We start from the raw sequence: 22,935 nt of genomic DNA, 5'->3' as shown, positions 1-22,935 counted from the left end.
CTAGAATACCTGCCGCGGAACATCATAAACATGATGAAAAGAGCTTTTCAATAAGCCCGTCCATTATGCGAAATGCATATTCTAAATAACGGAACTTGTTAAACGTTATTCAAGTTCACGCTGTGAAAGCATATAGCTTTTACTCAATTTCAATTTGACAGAAAGATGTTTATTTAAAAGGATTTGTATGAAAAAGCACATTTTAGCAATGGTCATTGCAACGGCAATGGTAAGTGGCGTAGCGATGAACGCACAGGCAGACACCGTCACGGTTTCTGGCGGTACGGTTAACTTCGTTGGCCAGGTTGTTAATGCTGCATGTTCGGTCGCAGCTGACTCCGTAGATCAGACTGTAACGCTGAGCCAGGTTCGTACTGTGAAATTGACGACAAAAGGAATGCAGGCGAACCAGAAAGAAGATTTCAAAATCGTTCTGGAAGATTGTGACACCACGGTAAGCCAGAACGCCGCTGTGATTTTCAACGGTCAGCAAGACGCAGCACTGGCAGGTTCACTGGCTAACACAGCGGGAGCTGGCTCAGCAACTAACGTCGCACTGCAACTGTTCGGACCGGATGGTAACGTACTCAATATCGGTGATACCTCCTCCAACGTGAAGCTGATCAATGGCGAGAACACCATCCCGCTGAGCGTTGACTACATCGCTACCGGTGCGGCCACGCCGGGTAACGTATCCTCGACTGCAACATTCCAGATGGTTTACTCCTGATTCGTTAGCAGCAGTAACACCCTCGGAATCTGATTCGGGGGTGTTTTGCCGATCCATCGAAACGGAGTCACTATGCGACAGGTCACCAGGCAATCAGTGCTGTTTTTCAGCGTATTGCTGTGCGTTGCACTGCCCGCCTCGGCAATTGACGACGGAAGCGTGCATTTTCAGGGGCAAGTCGTCAACACCGGCTGTTCCGTCAGTGCAGAAAGTCAGGACCAGATTGTGCGTATGGGCCAAATACGCAATAACGAATTTGCCGCAACGGGCGATTGGGCAGCACCGACAGCCTTTCAGATAACGCTAGAAGACTGCGATACCAGCGTCAGTCAACGTGCGGGCGTACTGTTCAGCGGCGAGTCCGATGCAAAAGACCCGCAAATTTTTCGCGCAGGTTATGGCGCAGGCGCAGCGCAGGGGATTGGTGTGGGAATATTTGACGCAACCGGCCATCTACTTATTCCGGATACAGCCCCGCCCTGGTACGCCCCCTTGCAGAACGGCGCCAATGTTCTGCGTTTTATGGCGAAATACCGCTCCACACAACCGCACGTTCAGGCTGGTACGGCCGACGCCCAGGTATGGTTTAACGTCGTCTACCAGTAAAACACTCAGAGGCCCGAGTGCCTCGTCATGAGAATTGAGGGAACAATGCAAATGAACACATCACCTACGTCTTTGTCTCGCCTGATGATGGCTGGTACGTTGCTGCTGACAATGGGTCTGGCAACGAATGCCTCTGCAGGTGGAATTGCTTTAGGGGCTACCCGCGTCATTTATCCGCAGGGGGATAAACAGGTTTCATTACCGGTGATCAATTCGTCGGCAGACAATACGTTCTTAATACAATCATGGGTAGCCAACGTTGAGGGTATCAAGTCACCAGACTTTATCCTTACGCCACCGTTGTTTGTTATCCACCCTAAGAAAGAGAACACGCTGCGTATTATGTATATCGGCCCCGACCTTCCTGCCGATCGCGAAACTGTTTTCTATCTGAACAGCAAGGCTATTCCGTCTGTCGATAAAAATAAGCTTCAGGGCAATACGCTGCAAATAGCAACACAGAGTGTGATTAAGTTATTCATTCGCCCTAAGAAATTAACATCCCTTTCCGTGGATGCGCCCAAAACGCTGACGTGTCGGACAGAAAATGGAAAAGTCATCATAACGAATCCATCACCGTATTACGTATCGTTGGTGCAGTTCTTTGTTGGGGGAGCCCGTCTTCCCAATTCAATGGTCGCACCTAAAAACACGCTGACGGTGGATATCCCCGGCGGCGGTTCCGGCAGTGTGAAATTCCAGACAGTGAATGATTTCGGCGCAAATACCCCTACGCAGATTTGTTCCCATTAACAACCTGAAATGAAATAGCAGACCTGCATTTTGTCTTCAAGGAAGGAAGTACTTAGCATTTACTGCAGGGAAAAGAGATGAAACGTAATACTTCACTGATTTTTAGCACATTTTCTTTAACATCCCTTACGCCAGTGGCGATGGCGATAGCAGGATTGCTATCGCCATCAGATGCAAGTGCAGAATATTTTTTCAACCCGGCATTTTTGTCTAGCGATCCCTCTGCCGTTGCTGACCTGTCGCGGTTTTCCACCAATGGCCAGGCACCAGGCGTTTATCGTGTCGATCTCTGGCTTAACGGGGCGTTTGTGGCGACTCGCGATATCACCTTTACGGCAAGAAATACGGCGTCGACGGCACAACCGCAGGCGGATGATACCGGTCTGACCGCCTGTTTATCAGCAAAAGCGCTGGAAAACCTGGGCGTTAACCTTCAGGCGTTTCCTGCGCTGACGGCGGAAAAAACGGACAGCTGTATTGATATTGCGTCAATCATTCCCGCCTCATCAACCACCTTTGATTTTGAGCATCAGCGGCTGGATATCAGTATCCCGCAAGCCGCCCTGAGGAATAGCGCACGCGGATATATTCCGCCTGAACAATGGGATGAAGGCATTAATGCCCTCCTGCTGAATTATAACTTCACCGGCTCTCGTAGCCGCGATCGGGGGGAGAGCAACTCAACCAGTAAAAGCTATTTCCTCGGGCTTAACAGCGGGTTGAACCTTGGCCCGTGGCGGTTAAGGGATTACTCAAGCTGGAATTATCACAACAGCGATGACTCACGCAGCGACAACTGGCAGCACATTAATACCTATGTTGAACGCGCGGTCATTCCGCTGAAAGGAAGACTGACGCTGGGTGACAGCTACACCCCATCAGACGTGTTTGACAGCCTCCCTTTTCGCGGTGCGCAAATCGCCTCTGATGACAATATGCTGCCCGATAGCCTGAAGGGTTTCGCGCCCACGATCCGTGGTATAGCAAAAAGCAATGCTCAGGTAACCATTAAGCAAAATGGCTACACCATTTATCAAAGCTATGTTCCACCGGGTGCATTTGCGATTAGCGACCTGTTTCCCACGTCCTCAAGCGGTGACCTCAGTGTTGAGGTAAAAGAATCTGACGGTAGCATCAACAGCTATTCCGTGCCTTATTCCACCGTCCCCGTACTCCAGCGTGAAGGCCGCGTAAAGTACGCATTAACAGCGGCCGAATACCGCAGCAGCAGCGATCAACAGGACGAGGTTAATTTCGTTCAGGGGTCCCTAATCTGGGGGCTTTCGCATGGCTTCACGCTGTATAGCGGATCGCAGATAACCAACAATTACCACTCGCTGGCATTCGGCACCGGCCTGAATATGGGTGAACTGGGCGCTATCTCTGCGGATGTGACTCACGCGAAGAGCACGCTGGCGGATGACAGCACGCATTCAGGGCAATCGATCCGTTTTCTGTATGCAAAATCCCTTAACGGCCTCGGCACTAACTTTCAGCTGCTGGGCTACCGGTACTCGACCTCGGGATTCTATTCCCTGGATGAAACAGCCTATAAGCAAATGCGCGGCTACACGGGTGACCACGAGGACAACGATACCGAACAGCAAAATCCCTGGATGGATTATTACAATCTGTACTACACCAAGCGAGGAAAGGTTCAGTTCAACATCTCTCAGCAGCTTGGTCATGCTGGTTCGCTCTTTGTCACGGGCAGCCAACAGACCTACTGGCATACCGATGAAAAAAATACGCTACTCCAGGTAGGCTTTAGCGGGACCATTAAAGATGTGTCCTACAGCCTGTCCTACAACTACAACAAATCACCGGGCATGTCGAAAAGCGACGAGATTTACGCGCTGAATTTGTCGCTGCCATTGAGCCTGTGGCTGCGTCCACAAAACGATGTCAGCCAGAAGCATAACTATGCTTATGCCACCTACAACATCAGCACCGACAAAAAGGGTGAAACCTCGCAAAATGCCGGGATCAACGGCACATTGCTTGAGGATAACAACCTGAGCTACAGCGTTCAGGAAGGGTATTCAAGCCAGGGGACAAAATCACAAGGCTCCAGCAGCCTTGAATACGATAGCGCCTATGGCAATGCGAACGTGGGCTATAACTACAGCGGAAACGGCGACTACCAGCAGGTGAACTACGGTTTGAGCGGCGGCGTCATAGCTCACCGGAATGGCATCACCCTTAGCCAGCCACTGGGTGATACCAACGTGCTGATTGCCGCTCCGGGCGCGAGTAACGTCAAGGTCGAGAACGAGCCGGGTATTCATACCGACTGGAGAGGCTATGCCGTGGTTCCCTACGCATCCTCGTATCATCTCAACCGCATGGCACTGGACATCAACTCACTGGCTGACGATATGGATATCGATGATGCCGTAACCAATGTGGTCCCAACCCGTGGCGCGGTTGTGCGTGCAACCTTCAAAGCCCGGCCTGGTACGCGTGCGTTAATGACCTTAACCCATCGGGGCAAACCCGTTCCTTTCGGTGCCATGGTGTCACGTGATGACAATGGCAGCGATACGATTGTGGGTGAAGACGGAGAGGTCTATCTCTCTGGCCTGAGCCCGGCGGGAACGCTGAAAATTCAGTGGGGTGAAGGGTCAGACAAGCAATGTAGCGTGAAGTATCAATTACCTGAAAGTAAACAGCCGCTGCTGCGGTTGAAAATGGAGTGTATATAAATGAAATTATGGATGATTTTATTTTATGTGGTCGGGCTGGCATTCTCACCTTATGGAATAGCCGATATTTGTAAAAATGCTAACGGTGGTATCTCGATTGTTAACTATGATTTGACCACCACGCTGAACACCAATCAGAACATTAAAGGTGGCTCCACAGAGCTGGAAAAAAATCAGGATGTGCAGGTTAACGCCACCTGTCCACCGGGTGAGTGGGAAAAACGCACCTATCGCTCCTATTTGAGCCCTTTTCCGGTCGTCAAAACGGATGGTGAATGGAAATATCTCCAGCTTGACCCGGATTATATTATTGGCGCCATGAAAATAAATGACGCAACCATTGGTGAGTTTTATCCCCCCATTGAGTACGTTCACATGGGCGGCCACGATGAAGTGGATACCGGCGGCGTTTTCCCGGTCAACGATAATGACCTGATCTTTAAATTACAAATTGTCAGGCCTTTTATCGGCACCGTGGTTATCCCGCCAAAATTGATGTTCAATGTGTACGTCACCACGACGAATAACGATCGCCTGACCAATATTGTCTACCAGATTACCTACAGTGGCGTTATTACCGTGCCGCAAAACTGCGTCATTAATGCCGGGCAAACCGTAACGGTGGATCTGGGTTCTCTTTATCACGGTGATTTTACGCGCGCCGGGCAGATGCCGGACAACGCTCAGCCCAAAACCTTCAATGTGCCCATTGAATGTAATGCTGACGTGAACTCGCCAGCACAATTAACCTTGCGCGTTATGGGCACATCGGACCCTCGCTACCCGGAAGCGCTGGCATCGGATAATCCTGATGTTGCCGTCGTGGTTACCAGTGAGCAAGACAACATACTGAAACCGAATGTCTTTTCAAGTAGCGCACCTTTTACGACTGATGAGGCGGGCAAGGCCAACGTGACGCTGAAAGCATATCCAATCAGCACAACGGGCAATTCCCCGGAACTGGGCGTGTTCACCGCTCTGGCCTTGTTACGCGTTGATTTCGCATAAGGATTGGGTGATGAAAAAGCGCTATTTTCTCCTGTTTCTGCTGGCAAATCTGGCGTTGTCCTTACAGACAGCCCGAGCAGATAATGACAGTTTCAATGTTCAGTTTATCGGCACCATCGTGGGGGAGTCCTGCAACGTCGACACAGGCAGCGTTGAGCAGACGGTCGAACTCGGTGACTTTACCGCGGATGATTTCCCGTCGGTTGGCACCACAACGCCGGATACAAAGTTTGATATCACGTTGAAAGGTTGCACCCGCGCCATTACCGGTACCAAAGTTTGGTTTACCGGGAATGTGGATGCGAACAACCCGACATTGCTGGCACTTTCTGATAACGGAAAGGGAACGCCTGGCAGGATGGCAACGGGCCTCGGCGTTGAGCTACTGGATTCCAATCGCACCCCAATACCGATCAATAATACGGAGTCCTCGCTTTATCCGCTGCTGCCGGGGGATAACACGCTCACGTTTTATTTGCACTATAAATCCACGCTGCCCGTTGTGACGTCAGGAAATGCGACTGCCGTTATGTATTTTGACCTGCTTTATCAGTAAGGAATATGAATGAAACCGTTTCTCCGGTTATTTTTCTTCTGCATCATCCTGATGCACCTGGGCAGTGCGAGTACAATGGCGCACGACGGGACCGTTTATATTGTAGGCACCGTAAAAAGCAAAACCTGCATCATATCGCCTGATTCGGAAAATCTTATCGTTCGTATGAGCGACGTCGCCACAGGGCAATTTACGAACCAGAAAAATAATACGCCATGGGAACATTTTGCTATCAATCTTGAAAACTGCGGCGCAGGGTTGAATAACATCAGTACCCATTTTGAAGGCACACCCAATCAGGGCAACGCAGATTTGCTTTCGCTGACAGGCGGTCCGGGTTATGCCAGCGGCGTGGCTATCGGTATTTATAATCCGGACAAAACGCTTATACCGCTGGGCGATGAAAGCCAGCTGTTTACGCTGTCAAATAACCAGCTTACTGCCACCCTTGATTTTTATGCCCGTTATCTTGCTGACGGAGGCGCTGTATCGCCCGGAACAGCCAATGCTGCAGCAACCTTTATTTTGACTTATGCCTGATAACACCGTGATGAAACTGCGCATCCTGATCCCTGTTTTAGCCATCTTAACGTTCATCTCTTTTGCGCATGCAGGCGTCGTGATAGGGGGGACACGCTTCGTCTATCCTGAAAAACAGCACTCCATTACCGTTTCAGTGCGCAATAAATCCACGCTTCCCTGGCTGGTCAGCGCAAAAATTTATGCTGGCGGAAACTGGCCAGGGGCAACCTCTGCCCCACAGGCGACCTCGGCGCTTGTTGCAACGCCCGCGCTTTTTGCACTACAGGGCGGACGCGAAAATAGCATCAGGATTTTTCGTGCCGATGAGGGGTTGCCTGCTGACCGTGAAACGCTTTTCACCCTCAGCATCTCAACCATTCCAGCCAGTAAGACCAGCAGCGACAACGTGCAAATGGCCGTACGTTCGAGCTTCAAAGTGTTCTATCGCCCTGAGGGATTAAACGGCAATCCAGAAAACGCGTATCGGGAAATCCTCTGGTCATATTCAGCAAACCAGCTCGTGGTGAAGAACCCGACCCCCTACTACGTGACGCTCTTCCAGACGCGTATTAACAACAAATCCATTGATAACGCGGGCATCATTGCCCCTTTTAGCCAGCGAACAATGGACGAGTGCCAGAAGGCGCCTCGCTGCGAAATACGCTGGCAAACCATAAACGACTATGGCCGGGTTATGCCGCCCGTGGTTAACATCCTTAATCTGAAATGAGTACCCATCATGTTTTTCATAAAGCACCCCTTCCTCGTTCTGACCGTTTTCGTCACACTGACCGCACCGGCGCTGAGCCAGGCCGCTGAGTTTACCGCTGAGCAGAAGACGGAAATCGGCAAAATCGCCGAGGATTACTTTACCGCCCATCCGGAAAAAATGGGTGAAGCGATATCTATCTACCTGGCTAATCATCCTGAGTTTCTGGTTGCCGCGAGCGAAAACCTACGCCAAAGCCAGCAAGCGGCCGCGCAAAAAATGAAAGAGATGCAGGACGCAGCCAAAAAAGCGCAGTAAAGCAAAATCTAAAGCCGGGCGGACTACGCTCATCCAGCCTACAAAACCATTCCACCTTTTCCCCAAAAGCCCGGTAAGCGCAGCGCCACCGGGCAAGACCATTACTCCGGCAATAACCCGACAAAGCTGCGTTTTTTGCGCGGCTCCGACATCAGCTCCTCCAGCTTATCCACGCACGCGAGATAGTGCGGGGTTTGCTTATGCGCCAGCACCGCCTCTTCGTCTTTATAGGCTTCGTAGATAAAGAACCGGGTTTTCACCCTCGGGTCCTGCAATACGTCAAAACGCAGGTTCCCCGGCTCCTGGATTGCGCCCTCGTGGTTGGCGCGAAACACCTCCAGAAACTCGTCCACCCGCTCGGGCTTAATGTTGATCTCTACCAGCGTCACGTTCATTTTGCTTCTCCCTGTTTCTCTTCCTGCCAGAACTGGAACGCATCACGGGCATTCCAGTTATCGTGCACCACTTTCTTCACCGCCTTCAGCATGGCGAGCGGCGCGCTGGACTGGAAGATGTTGCGCCCCATGTCCACGCCGGACGCGCCCTGGTCTATCGCGCGCCAGCACATCTCCAGCGCCTCGTGCTCCGGCAGCTTTTTGCCCCCCGCGATAACGATCGGCACCGGGCAGCTGGCGGTGACTTTTTCAAAACCCTCATCCACGTAGTAGGTTTTGACGAACTGCGCCCCCATTTCGGCGGCGATGCGGCTTGCCAGCGAGAAATACCGAGCGTCACGCGCCATCTCTTTCCCCACGCCCGTTACCGCCAGCGTCGGCATGCCGTAGCGCGCCCCTGCATCGACAAGCTTGATGATGTTGTTGATCGACTGATGCTCAAACTCGCTTCCGATGTACACCTGCGCCGCCACCGCGCAGACGTTCAGGCGCAGGGCGTCTTCCATCGCCACCGCCACGCACTCGTTGGAAAGTTCGCCCAGAATCGAGTTACCGCCGGAGGCGCGCAGCACCACCGGTTTGTTCGTCGCGGCGGGCACCTGGCTCCTGAGGATGCCGCGGGTACACATCAGCACGTCGGTTTCACCAAACAGCGGCGCGATAGAGAGGTCGATACGCTCAAGGCCGGTAGTCGGCCCCTGAAAGTAGCCGTGGTCAAAGGCCAGCATCACCGTACGGTTGCTCTGCGGATTGAAGATGCGCGCCAGCCGCGACTGCATGCCCCAGTCCAGCGAGCCGCAGCCCTTCAGGGTGAACGGCACATTTTGCTGCGGCGTGCCGATGCCAAAATCCTTGCCGTCTTTGATGTCGTCTAAATCAGCCATTTGCTCCCCCGTCAGAAATCGTATTTGCTGATGTTCTCTTTGGTGAACACCACGCGTTCCGGCAGCAGCACGATGCCGTTGCCCTTCGCCTCATACTGGTAGCCCTGCACGCTGTTCGGCTCGACCTTCAGCGCCCCGATATCTTTTACGTCCACGCTGTCGCCAACGTTAAGATCGCCTTTTTTCAGTAAACGATCGGCGACATTGACCGCAATTTTGCCCTGTTGCACCACGTCCCACAGGCCGAAGGCCTTCACCGTGCCGCGCTCAACGTACGGGCGCATCACGTTCGGCGTGCTGAACCCGACAATCGCCACGCCTTCCCGCTTCAGGTTTTCTGCCGCCTGCGCGGCAGCAGGAAGCGCGTTGGCGTCCGGGGCGACGATCGCATCCAGATCCGGATAGGCTTTTAAGATCCCTTCGGCGGTCTGCAACGATTTGGTGGCGTCGTTATAGCCAAACTGGGTGGTGACAATCTGCCACTGGGGATGGTCTTTCTCGATTTTGGCCTTCGCCTCTTTCACCCACTGGTTCTGGTCGGTGACGGTCGGGCTGGAGTAGAAGAACGCCACTTTCGCGTTCGGTTTGGTGACCTGCTTGCCCGCCATCTCCACCAGCAGGCCGCCCAGCTGTTCCGGCGTCCCCTGATTGATGTAGATGCTGCGGCACTCCGGTTTGGTGTCGGAATCCCAGGTCAGGACCTTGACGCCGCGCTGCATCGCGCGCTTCAGCGCCGGACACAACCCATCCGGCGACACGGCGGAGACGATAATGGCGTTATAGCCCTGGTTGACGAAGTTATTGATGAGCTGCACCTGGCCGGAGACGCTCGGCTCGGTGGGGCCGTCGTAGGTCACGTCCACGCCAAGATCTTTCCCCGCCTCTTTCGCACCGTTGCCGCCGCTGGTGAAGAAGCCGACGCCCACCAGCTTCGGGATAAAGGCAATGCGGTCCGCCGCCTGCGCCGAAGCGAAGCTGAGGGCCATTGCCAGGACGAGCAGTTTTGTTTTCATCTTACGCTCCGGATAGTTTTCTAAAGAGAGTTCGCACCCATTGGCGGTGCAGACTCAGCGAACGCCCCATCACCACCACAACCAGCAGCGCTCCCGACAGCGCGCTCGACACCTGGTTGGGGATGCCGACCATCTGTAAACCCTGTTGCAGGTACCCCACCAGCAGCGCCGCCAGCGCCGTACCGACAACCGAACCTGACCCGCCGTAGATATTGGCTCCGCCGAGCACGGCGGCGGTGAGCGCAGGCATTAATAGATCGCGCCCCAGATCCGAACGCGCGGAGCCGAAATAGGAGACCATCACCAGCGCGGCAATCGCCGAGCCCACGCCCACCAGGCCGTACAGCACGTAGGGCATGCCGTTCACCGGCAGCGCCGCATAGCGCGCCGCGCGCGGGTTCTGCCCAATCAAAAACAGATGACGGCCAAAGCGCCCGCGGTGGGTAATAAGCCAGAAGAAGACGGTGATTACCGCGAACAAGACCAATGGGATCGGCAGACCCAACACCGTGAGGTTAGCGAACGCCGTGAAGCTGTCCGGGAAGCCGCCGATGCCCTCGTAGCCCGTCGCGCCCGCTATGCCGGAGAGCAGCAGCGCGCCGCCACCGTAGAGGTAGAGCGTGCCGAGGGTAATGACCAGCGGGCTGATGCCGGTGTAGTGGATCAGCGCCGCATTCACCAGCCCGCACAGCAGACCCAGCAGCAGCGTAAGCGGAACAGCGACCGCCATCGGCCACCCGGCCTGCATCATCACCCCCAGCGCAATCGCGCACAGGCCGATGGTCGAGCCGAGGGAGATGTCGATCCCGCCGCTGACGATCACCAGCGTCAGCGGCAGCGCCACAATGCCGATGCAGATGAAGTCGCTGGTGCTGAACAGCAGCATGTTGACGTCGAGCATGCGCGGGTTGATGGCGCCAAAGAACAGGATCTCCAGCACCAGCAAAATGAGCAGCGCGCTTTCCCAGTTAAGCCTCATTTACGCCACCTCTTTTTTACGTTTGGGAAAGGGGGTGACGTGCTTTCCCCCTCTGTTGCCCGGCTGGAAACGACCGTACTTCAGCGCCCGCTGATGCCGCGCCAGCGCCTGACGCAGACGCCCGTCGAGCACCAGCACGCCCAGCAGCACCAGCCCGGCGATAAAGTCGTTCCACCAGGCCGGAAGCCTGAACAGCACCAGCACGGTGTCGATTTGCGTCAGGAAGAACGCACCGAGCAGCGCGCCGATCAGCGTGCCCGTTCCGCCCAGCAGTGAAATGCCCCCCAGTACGCAGGCGGCGATGGCCTTCATCTCCAGCCCGCTGCCGGTCTGGTTGGGCACGAAGCCAATCTGTGCGGCAAAGACAATCCCGGCGCAGGCCGCCAGCATGCCGTTGAGGGTAAAGGCGATCATGCGGGTGCGGTTCACCGCCACGCCCAGCTGGCGCGCGGCGGCGAGGTTATCCCCCACCGCGTAGAAATCACGCCCGAACGCGGTGCGCGACAGCGTCCACGCGCCGGTGACCACGATAATCAACACCACCATGCCAAGGGGCGACACGCCGATGGCCGCAGGCTCAGAGAGGGATTTCAACCCCGGCGGCAGCCCTTCAATCCACTTTCCGCCCGTCCAGAGCAGCATCGCTCCACGGTACAGCCCCAACGTGCCGAGGGTGGCGACAATCGCCGGTATGCGTAATCCCACCACCAGAAAACCGTTGAATGCCCCCGCCAGCGCGCCAACTGACAGCGCGAAGAGAATGGAAACGGGCAGGCTGTAGCCACTGTTCAGCGCCACGCCGACGGCGATGGCGGACAGCCCGACGGTCGACCCCACGGAGACGTCGATATTGCGGGTCAGCATCACCAGCGCCGCGCCGATCGCCAGCAGGATCAGGATCTGCGAGCTGGCGAAGATCATCCCCAGCGTCTGCAAACTCAGGTACGACGGATTGAGCGCCACCAGCACGGCGAACAGCGCCAGAATGGCGAGAAACGCGCTCAGCTCGCGGTTTTTCAGTAAGGTCTTCATGCTTGCCCTCCAAACGCCAGCGCCATCATGCGATCGAGGCTGACGGCATGGCGCGGCAGCTCGCCGCTGAGTACGCCCTGATGCATCACCAGCACGCGATCGGCAAGGCCGGGAAACTCATCGAGATCGCTTGAGATCATCAGCACCGCCACGTTCTGCGCCGCCACGCTTTTGATAAGCTGGTAGATATCGGCGCGCGCCGAGACGTCCACGCCGCGCGTCGGTTCATCGACGATCAGCAATAAAGGATTGGCCTCCAGACAGCGCGCCAGCAGCACCTTCTGCTGATTGCCGCCGGAGAGCGTGCGCACGGTTTGATCCGCATGGTTGAGCTTGATCCCCAGCGCCCGGTGATAGCGCTCCACCACCGCGGACTCTCTTTTCCGCTGCTGCCAGAGCGACGGCTCGTTCAGCGCCACGGTGTTCCAGCGGATCGGCGCGTCGAGGAACAGGCCGGACACCTGCCTGTCTTCCGGCAGGTAGACCAGGCCTTTGTCCAGACGTGAACTTACCGGTGCGGCGGTGATGTCCTGGTTCTCCAGCAAGACGCGCCCCCCGCGCACAGGCCGCAGGCCATAGAGCGTTTCGGCAAACTCGGTGCGCCCGGAGCCTACCAACCCGGCCAGGCCGACGATCTCCCCGGCGTAGATCTCAAGGCTGAGATCGATAAACCCTTCCCCGGTAAGATCCTCCACCCGCAGCACCGGAAAGTCCTGCGGCTGGGTGCGACGGTTGCCCGGCAGCGCCAGCCACAGCTTTTGCGTATCGCTCAGGGATTTCTCGCGGCTTACCGGCGTCATGGCGGCGATCAGGGCGCTATCGTCAAACTGCGCGGTTTCACCGCTGAGCACCACCGCGCCGTCGCGCATCACCGAGACGTGGCTCGACAGCATGCGAATTTCCGGCAGCTTATGCGAGATAAACACGATCCCGACGCCGAGCGCCTGCAGGGCGTGGATCTGACGAAACAGCCGTTCGGTTTCGCCCGGCGTGAGGGAGGCCGTGGGCTCGTCGAGGATCAGGATCCGGGCGTTGCGCATTAATCCGCGCAGGATCTCTACCATCTGCTGATCCGCCACTTCCAGGGTGCTGGCGGCGGCGTCGAGGTTCAGCCGGCACTGCAGCTGCTCAAGTTTCTCCGCCAGCCGCTTTTCCCGATCGTGTTCGCGCGGCAGGCGGAACAGGATGTTTTCCCGCACCGTCAGGTTGGGGAACAGCAGTGGCTCCTGCGGCACGAGGTAAATGCCGAGCCTGTGCGCCTGCACGGGCGTCAGCCGCGCATATGACTGCCCCTCGACGGAAAGTTCACCCTCATCCGGCGTCTCGACTCCGGCGATGATCTTCATCAGCGTCGATTTTCCCGCGCCGTTCCCGCCCATCAGCGCGTGCACCTGGCCCGCAAGCAGCGTGAAATCAATGCCTTTTAGAACCGGTACGCCTGAGAACTGCTTGCTGATACTTCGCGCGTCGAGAAGTGGGGTCATCATCGCTCCGCTATTGAACAAATGATTTTTAGATTTAATAATGTTCAAAAGCGTAGACGGTGAACTATATTTACAACCGTGCAGGGATCACAGTTTTATCGATTGAGATTCAGATAAACCAGAAACGATCGAAATGATCCGTTTTGTCGCGTGGCTCACACTTTCCCTCCGCGTCATCACGAACATATGATCTAAATTTTTATAAGAGTTCAACTATGAGCGATAAACGCACTGCGGAAGAAGGACGGTTTGCCGGGCTGGCGCTGGCGGAAGAGGAGCTGGTGGCGCGCGTGGCCTGGTGCTACTACCACGACGGGCTGACCCAGAACGATATCGGCGAACGCCTCGGGCTGCCGCGATTAAAAATCTCCCGCCTGCTGGAGAAAGGCCGCCAGTCCGGGGTGATCCGCGTGCAGATTAACTCCCGCTACGAGGGCTGCCTGTCGCTGGAAACCGAGCTACAGCAGCGCTTTGGCCTGAAGCTGGTGCGCGTGATGCCTGCCCTAAATACGCCGCCGATGAACGTGCGGCTGGGCATTGGCGCGGCGCAGTCGCTGATGGGCGTGCTGGAGCCCGGCCAGCTGCTGGCGGTGGGGTTCGGTGAAACCACCATGAGCAGCCTGCAGCACCTGAGCGGCTTTATCAGCTCGCAGCAGATCCGCCTCGTGACGCTCTCCGGCGGCGTCGGGCCGTACATGACCGGTATCGGCCAGCTGGACGCGGCCTGCAGCGTCAGCATGATCCCCGCCCCGCTTCGCGTGTCTTCCGCCGAAGTGGCCGGGATCTTAAAACGCGAGACCAGCGTGCGGGACGTGATCCTCGCCGCCACCGCCGCCGACGTGGCGGTAGTTGGTATTGGTTCAGTAAACCAGCGCCGTGACGCCACGATCCTGCGCTCCGGCTATATCAGCGAAGGTGAACAGCTGATGTACGCCCGCAAAGGGGCGGTCGGCGACATTCTCGGCTATTTCCTCAATGCCGAAGGGGAGTGCGTTGAGGAGCTGGAGATCCACAAAGAATTACTCGGCGTCTCGCTTGATGAGCTGGCGCAGCTGCCCACCATCGTTGGCGTGGCCGGCGGGGAAGAGAAAGCCGATGCGATTTATGCCGCACTGAAGGGTCGCCGTATCAATGGCCTGGTGACGGAAGAGACGACAGCCCGCGCGGTGCTGGCTCTGGCCAAATAAGAGCCCGCCCTGCGCTAACAGCGAGGCAAGCTCATGAGTTACCTTTTAGCGTTAGATGCAGGGACCGGCAGCGTTCGCGCCGTGATTTTCGATTTGCAGGGCAACCAGATTGCCGTCGGCCAGGCCGAGTGGAAGCACCTGAGCGTGGAGAACGTGCCGGGCTCGATGGAGTTCGACCTCGACACCAACTGGCAGCTGGCCTGCCGGTGTATTCATCAGGCGCTGACGCGCGCGAATCTGGGCGCGGCGGATATTCAGTCCGTCGCCTGCTGTTCGATGCGCGAAGGGATCGTGCTGTACGACCGTAACGGCGAGGCCATCTGGGCCTGCGCCAACGTCGACGCCCGCGCCAGCCGCGAGGTGGCCGAACTCAAAGAGATCCACGATGACCGTTTTGAATCCGAAGTGTATGACGTCTCCGGCCAGACGCTGGCGCTGAGCGCCATGCCGCGCCTGCTGTGGCTGGCGCACCACCGTCCGGACATCTACCGCAAGGCCGCGACCATCACCATGATCAGCGACTGGCTGGCGGCGAAGCTCTCCGGCGAGCTGGCGGTCGACCCGTCGAACGCGGGCACCACCGGCATGCTGGATCTCTTCTCCCGCGACTGGCGTCCGGCGCTTCTCGACATGGCCGGGCTGCGCGCCGATATTCTCTCTCCGGTAAAAGAGACTGGCACCGTACTGGGTGCTATAACCCGGGAGGCCGCGCAGCAGAGCGGCCTGCGCGAAGGCACGCCGGTGGTGATGGGCGGCGGCGACGTGCAGCTGGGCTGTCTGGGGCTGGGCGTGGTTCGCGCCGGACAAACGGCGGTGCTGGGCGGCACCTTCTGGCAGCAGGTGGTCAATCTGCCGCAGGTACGCACCGACCCCGACATGAACATCCGCGTGAATCCGCACGTCATCCCCGGCATGGTGCAGGCGGAGTCGATCAGCTTCTTTACCGGGCTGACCATGCGCTGGTTCCGCGACGCCTTCTGCGCGGAGGAAAAGCTGATTGCCGAGCGGATGGGGATGGACACCTATTCCCTGCTGGAAGAGATGGCCAGCCGGGTGCCAGCGGGCTCCCACGGGGTAATGCCAATCTTCTCCGACGCAATGCATTTCAAGCAGTGGTACCACGCCGCGCCGTCGTTTATTAACCTCTCCATCGACCCGGAAAAATGCAATAAAGCGACGCTGTTCCGCGCCCTGGAGGAGAACGCGGCGATTGTTTCGGCCTGCAACCTGGCGCAGATTTCACGCTTTTCCGGCGTGACGTTTGAGAGCCTGGTGTTTGCGGGCGGCGGGTCAAAAGGTGCCCTGTGGAGCCAGATCTTAAGCGACGTCACGGGCCTGCCGGTGCGCGTGCCGGAAGTGAAAGAAGCCACGGCGCTGGGCTGCGCGATTGCCGCGGGTACGGGCGCGGGGCTGTTTGCCGATATGGCCTCGACGGGCGAGCGGCTGGTGAAATGGAGCCGCGAGTTCACGCCAAACCCGGCGCACCGCGAGCTGTACGACGGCATGATGCAGAAATGGCAGGCGGTATACGCGGACCAGCTCGGGCTGGTGGACAGCGGACTGACCACGTCGATGTGGCAGGCGCCGGGGCTGGTGCGGGCAGCAGCGCCGTAAATAACGCCGGATGGCGCTACGCTTATCTGTCCTGGGGTTTTGTAGCCCCGGTAAGCGCAGCGCCACCGGGGAAGTTCTTTGAGATCTATCACAATCATTCGATCCCGCTTTTACCTTTCCGCTGCCGCTGGCTAAATTAGTAACTCATCCGACCACATAACAATAATTTTACACTGGAAGAGACTATGAGCCGCTACCCGTCGTTATTCGCCCCTCTCGATCTGGGGTTCACCACACTCAAAAACCGCGTGTTGATGGGCTCGATGCACACCGGGCTCGAGGAGCATCCGGACGGGGCCGAGCGTCTGGCAGCTTTCTATGCCGAGCGCGCGCGCCACGGGGTGGCGCTGATTGTCACCGGCGGCGTGGCCCCTTCCCCTTCCGGCGTCGGCATGGAGGGCGGTGCTGTGCTGAACGATGCAGCACAGCTGCCGCATCATCGCATTGTGACCGACGCGGTACACAACGAGGGCGGTAAAATCGCCCTGCAAATTCTGCACACCGGACGCTACAGCTACCAGCCGAATCTGGTTGCGCCATCGGCCATTCAGGCGCCGATTAACCGCTTCACTCCGCATGCTCTGAGCCACGACGAGATCCTGGCGCTGATTGACGACTTCGCCCGCTGCGCCGCGCTGGCGCGTGAAGCGGGCTATGACGGCGTCGAGGTGATGGGCTCCGAAGGCTACCTGATTAACGAGTTCCTCGCCGCCCGCACCAACCAGCGCGACGACGAATGGGGCGGCGACTATGCCCGCCGGATGCGCTTTGCCGTGGAGGTGGTGCGCGCGGTACGTAAACGTGCGGGTGCGGACTTTATTATCATCTTCCGCCTGTCGATGCTCGACCTGGTGGAGGGCGGCGGGACGTTTGACGAAACCGTACAGCTGGCGCAGGCGATTGAAGCCGCGGGCGCCACGATTATCAACACCGGCATCGGCTGGCACGAGGCGCGCATTCCCACTATTGCCACGCCGGTGCCGCGCGCGGCGTTCAGCTGGGTAACGCGCAGGCTGAAAGGAAAAGTCTCTGTTCCGCTGGTCACCACCAACCGCATTAACGATCCGCAGGTGGCGGACGATGTGATTTCACGCGGCGATGCCGATATGGTGTCGATGGCGCGGCCGTTCCTCGCCGATGCCGAGCTGCTGTCGAAAGCGCAAAGCGGCCGTGCGGATGAGATCAACACCTGCATCGGCTGTAATCAGGCGTGCCTGGATCAGATCTTCGTCGGGAAAGTGACCTCCTGCCTCGTCAACCCGCGCGCCTGCCACGAGACCAAAATGCCGGTGATCCCGGCGACAGCGAAAAAACGCCTGGCGGTTGTCGGCGCAGGGCCTGCGGGCCTGGCGTTTGCGGTCAATGCCGCCTCGCGCGGGCACGGCGTGACGCTGTTTGATGCGCTGGGGGAGATTGGCGGGCAGTTTAATATCGCCAAACAGATCCCCGGCAAAGAGGAGTTCTACGAAACGCTGCGCTACTACCGCCGGATGATCGAGCTGACGGGCGTCGAGCTGCGGCTTAACCAGTTTGTCCACGCGGCGGATCTGACTGATTTCGATGAGGTGATCCTGGCGAGCGGGATCGTACCGCGCACGCCTGCGATCGAGGGTATCGATCATCCAAAAGTGCTGAGCTATCTCGACGTGCTGCGTGACAAAGCGCCGGTTGGCGAGAAGGTGGCGATTATCGGCTGCGGCGGGATCGGTTTTGACACCGCGATGTATTTAAGCCAGCCGGGCGAAGCCACCAGCCAGAACATTGCCGAATTCTGCGTGGAATGGGGTATCGACACCAGCCTCAGCCAGTCCGGCGGCCTGCGACCCGAAGGGCCACAGCTGCCGAAAAGCCCGCGCCAGATCGTGATGCTGCAGCGTAAAGCCAGCAAACCGGGCGAAGGGCTGGGGAAAACCACCGGCTGGATCCACCGCGCCACCCTGCTCTCGCGCGGGGTGAAGATGATCCCGGCGGTGAGCTACCAGAAGATCGACGACGACGGGCTGCACGTCACGATCGGCGGCGAGCCGCAGCTGCTGCACGTGGATCATGTGATTTTGTGTGCCGGGCAGGAGCCGAAGCGGGATCTGGCGGATCCGCTGCGCGAGGCCGGTAAAACGGTGCATCTGATCGGCGGGTGCGACGTGGCGATGGAGCTGGATGCGCGGCGCGCGATTGCGCAGGGAACGAAATTAGCTCTGATGATCTAGAACATTGCCGGGCGGCGCTGCGCTTGCCCGGCCTACGGGTTCGAGGCCATTGTAGGCCCGGTAAGCGCAGCGCCACCGGGCAAAACAATCTTACCGACGACGTCCCAGCTTCACCGCCTTCAGCACCACGAACTTGTTATTGGTCGCAATGGTGACGCAGTTGCCGAAAATCTTCTTCAGCTTGTGGAAGTAGTCCAGGTGGCGGTTCGCCACGATGTACAGCTCGCCGTTAATCTTCAGGCAGCGGCGCGCGTGGTGGAACATCTCCCAGGCGACGTTATCCGTCAGGGCGTGCTTCTGGTGGAACGGCGGGTTACAGAACACGGCGTTGAAGCGGAACGGCTCTACGCCAGACAGCGCGTTGTTGATCATAAACTCGCAGCGGTCCAGCGCTTCCGGCATGTTGGTTTCCACGTTCAGACGGCTGGAGGCCACCGCCATCGGCGACTCGTCGCTGAACACCACGCTGGCTTCCGGGTTCTTCGCCAGCAGCGTCAGGCCGATCACACCGTTGCCGCAGCCCAGGTCGACAATTTCCCCTTCCAGATTTTCCGGCAGATGTTCCATAAAGAAGCGCGCGCCGATATCCAGACCGGTGCGGGAGAAGACGTTCGCGTGGTTATGGATGGTCCAGTCTGTCCCTTCCAGCTTCCAGCTCAGCGTGTCCGGCGCGTCGGCCAGCCCGGGTGCGGCGAACGTACAGTTGATCAGGCGCGCTTTTTTCCAGGCCAGCGTCGTGGTGGTTGGGCCAAGGACCTTCTCAAACAGCTCCAGCGTCGAAGTGTGAATATCACGCGCTTTGGCACCCGCGATGATGCGGGTTTCTGGCGTGACGACCTTACGCAGCGCGCGCAGCTGTTGCTCCAGCAGCGCCATGGTTTTTGGCACTTTGATGAGCACCACGCCCGGCGCCTGCGGGTAGTCCGCGGTGCTGTCGAGGAACTTCACGCTGGATTCGTCGATGTCGTTATGGCGCAGGTTTTCACGCGTCGCCAGCTCGCTTAAGTAGGAATCGCCGATGCTGTACGGCGTGTGCTCCGCCAGGGCGCAGCCCAGCGCGCCGAAGGCGTCATTCAGGATCAAAACCGGGCCGCGGATTTCAGTCTCATCCAACTGCTGCAGCAGATATTCATCCGCCGCTTCCCACGCCTGAAGCGGGTTAACGTCGTCCGTCTCCGGGAAACGTTTAAGGTTGAGTGAACGGAAACCGTTGTCTAAGTGGCTCATCGGCCCTCCTGAATGGTAAAATTTGGCGTATCCCTGAAAAGGGTGCGTGAGTATACCCGTTTTATTGTCGATTTGGGGCGTTGATGAACCAACTTACTTATCTCCAGGGCTACCCGGAGCATTTACTTTCTCAGGTTCGCAGCCTGATTGCCGAGCAGAAGCTCGGCGCGGTGCTGGAAAAACGCTACCCCGGCACCCACGATTTCGCGACCGATAAAGCCCTTTGGCAGTATACGCAGGATCTGAAAAACCGGTATCTGAAGAGCGCGCCGCCGATCAACAAGGTGATGTACGACAACAAGATCCACGTGCTGAAAAACGCGCTCGGCCTGCACACCGCCGTCTCCCGCGTGCAGGGCGGCAAGCTGAAGGCGAAGGCCGAAATCCGCGTCGCGACGGTTTTTCGCAACGCGCCGGAAGCCTTTCTGCGGATGATTGTGGTGCACGAGCTCGCACACCTGAAAGAGAAAGAGCACGACAAAGCGTTCTATTCTCTGTGCTGCCATATGGACCCGCAGTACCACCAGCTGGAGTTTGATACCCGGCTGTGGCTTACGCATTTATCGTTAAAAGGTAATGCGGAATAGCGCACGCGAATTGTCATGATGACGTGCTACAGTGGCTAAAAGTTCCCCGCTACGGAGTACGTAAACGTTTATGATACGTTTCGCAGTCATTGGAACGAACTGGATCACGCGCCAGTTCGTCGACGCCGCCCACGAAACCGGCAAACTGAAACTTACCGCAGTCTATTCCCGCAGCCTTGAGCAGGCGCAGAGTTTTGCCAACGATTACCTCGTCGAGCATCTCTTCACCTCGCTTGATGACATGGCGCAAAGCGACGCCATTGACGCGGTCTATATCGCCAGCCCGAACGCCCTGCACTTCCCGCAAACGAAGCTGTTCCTCAGCCATAAAAAGCATGTGATTTGCGAGAAGCCGCTGGCGTCGAACATCGAAGAAGTGGAAGCCGCCATCGCGCTTGCCCGCGAAAACCAGGTGGTGCTGTTCGAAGCGTTCAAAACCGCCAGCCTGCCGAACTTCCTGCTGCTGCAGCAGTCCCTGCCGAAGGTGGGCAAAGTGCGCAAAGCGTTTATCAACTACTGCCAGTACTCGTCGCGCTACCAGCGCTATCTCGACGGCGAGAACCCGAACACCTTTAACCCGGCCTTCTCGAACGGCTCGATTATGGATATCGGTTTCTACTGCCTGGCCTCTGCCGTGGCCCTGTGGGGCGAGCCGCACGGCGTCACGGCCACCGCCAGCCTGCTGGAGAGCGGCGTGGATGCGCACGGTGTCGCGGTGCTGGATTACGGTGATTTCAGCGTGACGCTGCAGCACTCCAAGGTGAGCGATTCTGTCCTGCCGAGCGAAATTCAGGGCGAAGCGGGCTCGCTGGTTATCGAGAAGATCTCCGAGTGCCAGAAGGTGAGCTTTGTCCCGCGCGGCGGCAAAGCGCAGGAGCTGACGCAGCCTCAGCATATTAACACTATGCTCTATGAGGTAGAGGTCTTCGCCCGTCTGGTGGAAGACAACGAAGTGAATCACCCAGGCCTTGCGGTGAGCCGCACCACGGCGAAGCTGCAAACGGAGATCCGCCGTCAGACCGGCGTGGTATTCCCGGCAGACGGCGTGAGCGCGGAAGTTATCGCGTAAAGCTGTGTAATGAAACGGCGCAGACCATTGACGAAACCGATGGTCTGACATATTTTGTTACCTGCAAAGGGGAGTAACTTCTTCGCCGGTGGATCGTCATTACGATGCGTGCAATACCGCATCCGGTCGCCGGGCAACCCTCGTGGTTGTAAGTGAGACCTTGCCGGAAGGCGAGGTCTATGCATAAAAAGCTAACGGCTATCGTCTTCTGACCATGGCCGTTTTTGTTTTTTATGTGTAAGGAAAATAGTATGCATTCTGTCGGCACTCCAATGTTGTGGGGCGGATTCGCGGTTGTCGTGCTCATCATGCTGGCGATCGACCTCTTTTTGCAGGGCCGTCGCGGCGCGCACGGCATGACCATGAAACAGGCCGCCGCCTGGTCGCTGGTCTGGGTTACTCTCTCCCTGCTCTTCTGCGCCGCCTTCTGGTGGTATCTGGCCTCGACCGAAGGCCGCGCGGTGGCCGATCCTCAGGCGCTCGCCTTCCTCACCGGCTATCTGATTGAAAAAGCCCTGGCGGTTGATAACGTCTTCGTCTGGCTGATGCTGTTCAGCTACTTCGCCGTGCCTGCGGCTCTGCAGCGTCGCGTGCTGGTGTATGGCGTGCTGGGCGCAATTATCCTACGTACCATCATGATCTTCGCTGGCAGCTGGCTGATTACCCAGTTCGAATGGCTGCTGTACGTCTTCGGCGCGTTCCTGCTGTTCACCGGGGTCAAAATGGCGCTGGCAAAAGAGGACGGCTCCGCGATTGGCGATCGTCCGCTGGTGAAGTGGATGCGCGGCCATCTGCGCATGACCGACAAGATCGAGAGCGAGCACTTCTTCGTGCGCAAGAACGGCCTGCTGTTTGCCACCCCGCTGCTGCTGGTGCTGATTCTGGTTGAGCTGAGCGACGTAATTTTCGCCGTGGACAGCATTCCGGCCATTTTCGCGGTGACCACCGACCCGTTCATCGTCCTGACCTCTAACCTGTTCGCCATCCTCGGCCTGCGCGCGATGTACTTCCTGCTGGCGGGCGCGGCGGAGCGCTTCTCCATGCTGAAGTACGGCCTGTCGGTGATCCTGGTGTTTATCGGTATCAAGATGCTGATCGTCGATTTCTACCATATCCCGATCGCCATTTCGCTCGGCGTGGTGTTTGGCATTCTGATCGTGACGCTGATTATCAATACCTGGGTTAACCGCCAGCACGATAAGAAGCAGCAGGCTTAATGCGTTTTGCCCGGTGGCGGGGGGGGGGGGGGGGGGGGGGGGGGGGGGGCCCCCCCGCGGGGGGGGGGCCACCCCCCCCCCCCCCGGGGGAAGAAAAATAAAAAAAAAAAAAACACACACAAAAAAAAAACAA

At 57.6% G+C, this 22,935-nt stretch carries 22 protein-coding genes; 15 read left to right on the top strand and 7 right to left on the bottom strand.

The annotated features are described in order from the left end of the window. Positions 1 to 187: 187 nt before the first annotated feature. The 9 genes from C6A40_RS05685 to C6A40_RS05645 all read left to right on the top strand — a co-directional run bounded on the left by C6A40_RS05685 (position 188) and on the right by C6A40_RS05645 (position 7,907). Positions 188 to 730 carry a fimbrial protein BcfA gene (locus C6A40_RS05685; protein WP_045334538.1) on the top strand — a complete coding sequence of 181 codons (543 nt, stop codon included), beginning with the start codon at positions 188 to 190 and terminating at the stop codon, positions 728 to 730. Between the two features lie 72 nt (positions 731 to 802). Next, positions 803 to 1,336 (top strand): fimbrial protein, encoded by a 534-nt coding sequence (locus tag C6A40_RS05680; RefSeq protein ID WP_021242352.1) that lies wholly within the window; start codon positions 803 to 805, stop codon positions 1,334 to 1,336. A 45-nt stretch (positions 1,337 to 1,381) separates the two neighbouring features. Next, positions 1,382 to 2,089, top strand: coding sequence for a fimbria/pilus periplasmic chaperone (locus C6A40_RS05675; protein ID WP_102063277.1), 708 nt, complete (start codon positions 1,382 to 1,384; stop codon positions 2,087 to 2,089). A gap of 77 nt (positions 2,090 to 2,166) precedes the next feature. After that, entirely contained in the window at positions 2,167 to 4,794 is a 2,628-nt protein-coding gene (locus tag C6A40_RS05670) for a fimbrial biogenesis usher protein (protein WP_045334542.1), read from the top strand. Continuing rightward, entirely contained in the window at positions 4,795 to 5,802 is a 1,008-nt protein-coding gene (locus tag C6A40_RS05665) for a fimbrial protein (RefSeq protein ID WP_008503167.1), read from the top strand. A gap of 10 nt (positions 5,803 to 5,812) precedes the next feature. After that, a complete protein-coding gene (locus C6A40_RS05660; protein ID WP_023326134.1) occupies positions 5,813 to 6,358 on the top strand; it encodes a fimbrial protein in 546 nt (181 codons plus the stop codon). Positions 6,359 to 6,367: 9 nt separating this feature from the next. Continuing rightward, positions 6,368 to 6,898: a fimbrial protein gene (locus C6A40_RS05655; RefSeq protein WP_023294617.1), complete on the top strand. Its 531-nt coding sequence runs from the start codon at positions 6,368 to 6,370 to the stop codon at positions 6,896 to 6,898. A 10-nt stretch (positions 6,899 to 6,908) separates the two neighbouring features. Further along, positions 6,909 to 7,610 carry a fimbria/pilus periplasmic chaperone gene (locus tag C6A40_RS05650; RefSeq protein ID WP_032635836.1) on the top strand — a complete coding sequence of 234 codons (702 nt, stop codon included), beginning with the start codon at positions 6,909 to 6,911 and terminating at the stop codon, positions 7,608 to 7,610. Positions 7,611 to 7,619: 9 nt separating this feature from the next. Continuing rightward, positions 7,620 to 7,907 carry a hypothetical protein gene (locus C6A40_RS05645; protein WP_021242358.1) on the top strand — a complete coding sequence of 96 codons (288 nt, stop codon included), beginning with the start codon at positions 7,620 to 7,622 and terminating at the stop codon, positions 7,905 to 7,907. A gap of 101 nt (positions 7,908 to 8,008) precedes the next feature. Here the strand turns inward: C6A40_RS05645 and lsrG are convergent, their stop codons facing one another. From lsrG to lsrA, 6 genes are read right to left on the bottom strand one after another with little or no spacing between them, the layout of a single operon-like run. After that, positions 8,009 to 8,302, bottom strand: a complete 294-nt coding sequence (lsrG, locus tag C6A40_RS05640; protein WP_008503162.1) for a (4S)-4-hydroxy-5-phosphonooxypentane-2,3-dione isomerase — start codon at positions 8,300 to 8,302, stop codon at positions 8,009 to 8,011. Then, positions 8,299 to 9,186, bottom strand: a complete 888-nt coding sequence (lsrF, locus tag C6A40_RS05635) for a 3-hydroxy-5-phosphonooxypentane-2,4-dione thiolase (protein WP_032675525.1) — start codon at positions 9,184 to 9,186, stop codon at positions 8,299 to 8,301. The genes lsrG and lsrF overlap by 4 nt, the downstream gene beginning before the upstream one ends. Positions 9,187 to 9,197: 11 nt before the next feature. Further along, entirely contained in the window at positions 9,198 to 10,199 is a 1,002-nt protein-coding gene (gene lsrB, locus C6A40_RS05630; protein WP_032653517.1) for an autoinducer 2 ABC transporter substrate-binding protein LsrB, read from the bottom strand. A 1-nt stretch (position 10,200) separates the two neighbouring features. Next, positions 10,201 to 11,178 (bottom strand): autoinducer 2 ABC transporter permease LsrD, encoded by a 978-nt coding sequence (gene lsrD, locus C6A40_RS05625; RefSeq protein ID WP_114191249.1) that lies wholly within the window; start codon positions 11,176 to 11,178, stop codon positions 10,201 to 10,203. Further along, positions 11,179 to 12,210, bottom strand: coding sequence for an autoinducer 2 ABC transporter permease LsrC (gene lsrC / locus C6A40_RS05620; RefSeq protein WP_045334547.1), 1,032 nt, complete (start codon positions 12,208 to 12,210; stop codon positions 11,179 to 11,181). Continuing rightward, on the bottom strand, positions 12,207 to 13,694 hold the full coding sequence (gene lsrA / locus C6A40_RS05615; RefSeq protein ID WP_045334548.1) for an autoinducer 2 ABC transporter ATP-binding protein LsrA: 1,488 nt from the start codon (positions 13,692 to 13,694) through the stop codon (positions 12,207 to 12,209). Before lsrA ends, lsrC begins: the two co-directional genes overlap by 4 nt. A 215-nt stretch (positions 13,695 to 13,909) precedes the next feature. Here lsrA and lsrR point away from each other — a divergent pair, with 215 nt between their 5' ends. From lsrR to C6A40_RS05600, 3 genes are all read left to right on the top strand, one after another. Continuing rightward, complete coding sequence (lsrR, locus tag C6A40_RS05610) at positions 13,910 to 14,881, top strand: transcriptional regulator LsrR (protein ID WP_008503156.1); 972 nt, start codon at positions 13,910 to 13,912, stop codon at positions 14,879 to 14,881. 33 nt (positions 14,882 to 14,914) lie between these two features. Then, entirely contained in the window at positions 14,915 to 16,495 is a 1,581-nt protein-coding gene (gene lsrK, locus C6A40_RS05605) for an autoinducer-2 kinase (RefSeq protein WP_045334551.1), read from the top strand. A gap of 185 nt (positions 16,496 to 16,680) precedes the next feature. Next, on the top strand, positions 16,681 to 18,702 hold the full coding sequence (locus tag C6A40_RS05600) for an NADPH-dependent 2,4-dienoyl-CoA reductase (RefSeq protein ID WP_045334554.1): 2,022 nt from the start codon (positions 16,681 to 16,683) through the stop codon (positions 18,700 to 18,702). Positions 18,703 to 18,792: 90 nt separating this feature from the next. On the opposite strand, the gene rlmG is transcribed toward C6A40_RS05600, so the two are convergent. After that, positions 18,793 to 19,929 (bottom strand): 23S rRNA (guanine(1835)-N(2))-methyltransferase RlmG, encoded by a 1,137-nt coding sequence (gene rlmG, locus C6A40_RS05595; RefSeq protein WP_045334556.1) that lies wholly within the window; start codon positions 19,927 to 19,929, stop codon positions 18,793 to 18,795. An 83-nt stretch (positions 19,930 to 20,012) separates the two neighbouring features. On the opposite strand from rlmG, the gene C6A40_RS05590 reads away from it, so the two are divergent. The 3 genes from C6A40_RS05590 (at position 20,013) to C6A40_RS05580 (ending at position 22,802) form a co-directional block, all read left to right on the top strand. Then, positions 20,013 to 20,516: a M48 metallopeptidase family protein gene (locus C6A40_RS05590; RefSeq protein ID WP_045334558.1), complete on the top strand. Its 504-nt coding sequence runs from the start codon at positions 20,013 to 20,015 to the stop codon at positions 20,514 to 20,516. Positions 20,517 to 20,586: 70 nt separating this feature from the next. Then, a complete protein-coding gene (locus tag C6A40_RS05585) occupies positions 20,587 to 21,585 on the top strand; it encodes a Gfo/Idh/MocA family protein (protein WP_045334561.1) in 999 nt (332 codons plus the stop codon). Between the two features lie 251 nt (positions 21,586 to 21,836). Beyond that, positions 21,837 to 22,802: a TerC family protein gene (locus C6A40_RS05580; protein WP_114191248.1), complete on the top strand. Its 966-nt coding sequence runs from the start codon at positions 21,837 to 21,839 to the stop codon at positions 22,800 to 22,802. Positions 22,803 to 22,935 lie beyond the last annotated feature (133 nt).

The organism is Enterobacter sp. GER_MD16_1505_Eko_090, from assembly GCF_003331015.1.
In the GTDB taxonomy this organism is placed as follows: domain Bacteria; phylum Pseudomonadota; class Gammaproteobacteria; order Enterobacterales; family Enterobacteriaceae; genus Enterobacter; species Enterobacter roggenkampii.
The sequence above is the reverse complement of the archived record's forward strand: the minus strand, read 5'-3'. Positions and strand labels throughout refer to the sequence as shown.

Excerpts from the sequence above, each read along its gene's own strand:
- C6A40_RS05685 (WP_045334538.1), top strand. The coding sequence starts at position 188 with ATGAAAAAGCACATTTTAGCAATGGTCATTGCAACGGCAATGGTAAGT.
- C6A40_RS05680 (WP_021242352.1), top strand. The coding sequence starts at position 803 with ATGCGACAGGTCACCAGGCAATCAGTGCTGTTTTTCAGCGTATTGCTG.
- C6A40_RS05675 (WP_102063277.1), top strand. The coding sequence starts at position 1,382 with ATGCAAATGAACACATCACCTACGTCTTTGTCTCGCCTGATGATGGCT.
- C6A40_RS05670 (WP_045334542.1), top strand. The coding sequence starts at position 2,167 with ATGAAACGTAATACTTCACTGATTTTTAGCACATTTTCTTTAACATCC.
- C6A40_RS05665 (WP_008503167.1), top strand. The coding sequence starts at position 4,795 with ATGAAATTATGGATGATTTTATTTTATGTGGTCGGGCTGGCATTCTCA.
- C6A40_RS05660 (WP_023326134.1), top strand. The coding sequence starts at position 5,813 with ATGAAAAAGCGCTATTTTCTCCTGTTTCTGCTGGCAAATCTGGCGTTG.
- C6A40_RS05655 (WP_023294617.1), top strand. The coding sequence starts at position 6,368 with ATGAAACCGTTTCTCCGGTTATTTTTCTTCTGCATCATCCTGATGCAC.
- C6A40_RS05650 (WP_032635836.1), top strand. The coding sequence starts at position 6,909 with ATGAAACTGCGCATCCTGATCCCTGTTTTAGCCATCTTAACGTTCATC.
- C6A40_RS05645 (WP_021242358.1), top strand. The coding sequence starts at position 7,620 with ATGTTTTTCATAAAGCACCCCTTCCTCGTTCTGACCGTTTTCGTCACA.
- lsrG (WP_008503162.1), bottom strand. The coding sequence starts at position 8,302 with ATGAACGTGACGCTGGTAGAGATCAACATTAAGCCCGAGCGGGTGGAC.
- lsrF (WP_032675525.1), bottom strand. The coding sequence starts at position 9,186 with ATGGCTGATTTAGACGACATCAAAGACGGCAAGGATTTTGGCATCGGC.
- lsrB (WP_032653517.1), bottom strand. The coding sequence starts at position 10,199 with ATGAAAACAAAACTGCTCGTCCTGGCAATGGCCCTCAGCTTCGCTTCG.
- lsrD (WP_114191249.1), bottom strand. The coding sequence starts at position 11,178 with ATGAGGCTTAACTGGGAAAGCGCGCTGCTCATTTTGCTGGTGCTGGAG.
- lsrC (WP_045334547.1), bottom strand. The coding sequence starts at position 12,210 with ATGAAGACCTTACTGAAAAACCGCGAGCTGAGCGCGTTTCTCGCCATT.
- lsrA (WP_045334548.1), bottom strand. The coding sequence starts at position 13,694 with ATGACCCCACTTCTCGACGCGCGAAGTATCAGCAAGCAGTTCTCAGGC.
- lsrR (WP_008503156.1), top strand. The coding sequence starts at position 13,910 with ATGAGCGATAAACGCACTGCGGAAGAAGGACGGTTTGCCGGGCTGGCG.
- lsrK (WP_045334551.1), top strand. The coding sequence starts at position 14,915 with ATGAGTTACCTTTTAGCGTTAGATGCAGGGACCGGCAGCGTTCGCGCC.
- C6A40_RS05600 (WP_045334554.1), top strand. The coding sequence starts at position 16,681 with ATGAGCCGCTACCCGTCGTTATTCGCCCCTCTCGATCTGGGGTTCACC.
- rlmG (WP_045334556.1), bottom strand. The coding sequence starts at position 19,929 with ATGAGCCACTTAGACAACGGTTTCCGTTCACTCAACCTTAAACGTTTC.
- C6A40_RS05590 (WP_045334558.1), top strand. The coding sequence starts at position 20,013 with ATGAACCAACTTACTTATCTCCAGGGCTACCCGGAGCATTTACTTTCT.
- C6A40_RS05585 (WP_045334561.1), top strand. The coding sequence starts at position 20,587 with ATGATACGTTTCGCAGTCATTGGAACGAACTGGATCACGCGCCAGTTC.
- C6A40_RS05580 (WP_114191248.1), top strand. The coding sequence starts at position 21,837 with ATGCATTCTGTCGGCACTCCAATGTTGTGGGGCGGATTCGCGGTTGTC.